Genomic DNA, 1,126 nt, shown 5'->3' with positions numbered 1-1,126 from the left:
TTGGGCTAATGAAGCCTGGGGTTCTTACTGGAGTTGGGACCCGAAGGAAACTTGGGCGTTAATTACCTGGTTAGTTTTCGCGGCTTATCTGCATTCTAGAATAACTCGCGGTTGGCAAGGTCGAAAACCGGCAATTTTAGCCGCTGCTGGGTTTGTTGTAGTTTGGATTTGTTATCTCGGTGTGAATCTTTTAGGTAAGGGTTTACATTCTTACGGTTGGTTTTTGTAAGTTCATCTTTCAGCAATTCTCATTTTAAGGTTTCATGACATTTAAACCCTTACATTCATAGGGTTTTACAATTCTTAACAAATCCGGGGATAGCGAAGCGCTGCTGCAAGCAGTTCGCTGAAATGGCGCAAACTCGTTTCAAAATGAGAATTGCTGTTCATCTTTAACTATTACGCCGTAACTCCCCCACTGAATTTGGTACTCCAAATCAGTGGCGGGATATAAGGCGGGAAAAACCGAAATCGTTCTCAATCAGTCCGAGGCATAGCCGGCATAGCCTAGTGTGTTAATTCTGTGAATCCTTTACCCGCAAGACTATGCAGCGATAAATATTAGAGCAGAAGGTATCAGAATGCTTGCATTGAGCGCAGCCGAAATGATCAAGGCGGAAGGTATGGCTTCGCCACGCAGGCTATCAGCCGTCTCTGCTGTAGGAGGGGAGATAAGACCAAAACTTGGGCGAAAGTCTAAGTTGCGGCACTCCCCTGTGAGTACAGAAGCCGACACTGTACTTGGTACTCCAAGTCAGTGTGGGTAGTTCACTAACTAAAACAAAACCCCCCTCTAAAAGAATAGAGAAGGGTTTTTTACTTGAAAAAATAGACCTGGCATCGAGCTATTTTCACGTGGGGCTACCCCCAAACTATCGTCGCCGCAGCAGCGTTTCACCTCTGAGTTCGGGAAGGGATCAGTGTGGTTCCACCGCGCCATAGACACCAGGAAAGAATTTAGAATTGAGAATTGAGAATTTAGAATTAAAGAATAATTTTAGATTCTAACTGAGGGTGTTCATAACCCTGAAGACTGCATTTGAGAAAGAGAAATCACAATAACAAATTGAATAGAGGTCAAGCCCTCGGTCTATTAGTACCCCTCAGCTTCATACATTACTGTACT

Annotated in this window: 1 protein-coding gene, 1 rRNA gene and 1 pseudogene; 2 read left to right on the top strand and 1 reads right to left on the bottom strand. The window is 44.2% G+C overall.

Annotated elements, in window-relative coordinates:
• Both ccsA and AN486_RS26540 read left to right on the top strand, forming a co-directional pair.
• A partial coding sequence (gene ccsA, locus AN486_RS26545; RefSeq protein ID WP_290603057.1) for a cytochrome c biogenesis protein CcsA occupies positions 1-229 on the top strand: 229 nt, incomplete at its 5' end.
• Positions 230-533: 304 nt separating this feature from the next.
• Positions 534-767 (top strand): annotated as a pseudogene (locus AN486_RS26540) (hypothetical protein); the annotation flags it as partial.
• Between the two features lie 65 nt (positions 768-832).
• Here the strand turns inward: AN486_RS26540 and rrf are convergent.
• Positions 833-950: ribosomal RNA gene (rrf, locus tag AN486_RS26535) — 5S ribosomal RNA — on the bottom strand.
• Positions 951-1,126 lie beyond the last annotated feature (176 nt).

The organism is Anabaena sp. AL93 (genome assembly GCF_001672085.1).
GTDB lineage: Bacteria > Cyanobacteriota > Cyanobacteriia > Cyanobacteriales > Nostocaceae > Dolichospermum > Dolichospermum heterosporum.
Note: the sequence above shows the minus strand (reverse complement) of the source record. Positions and strands in the feature narration are given on the sequence as shown.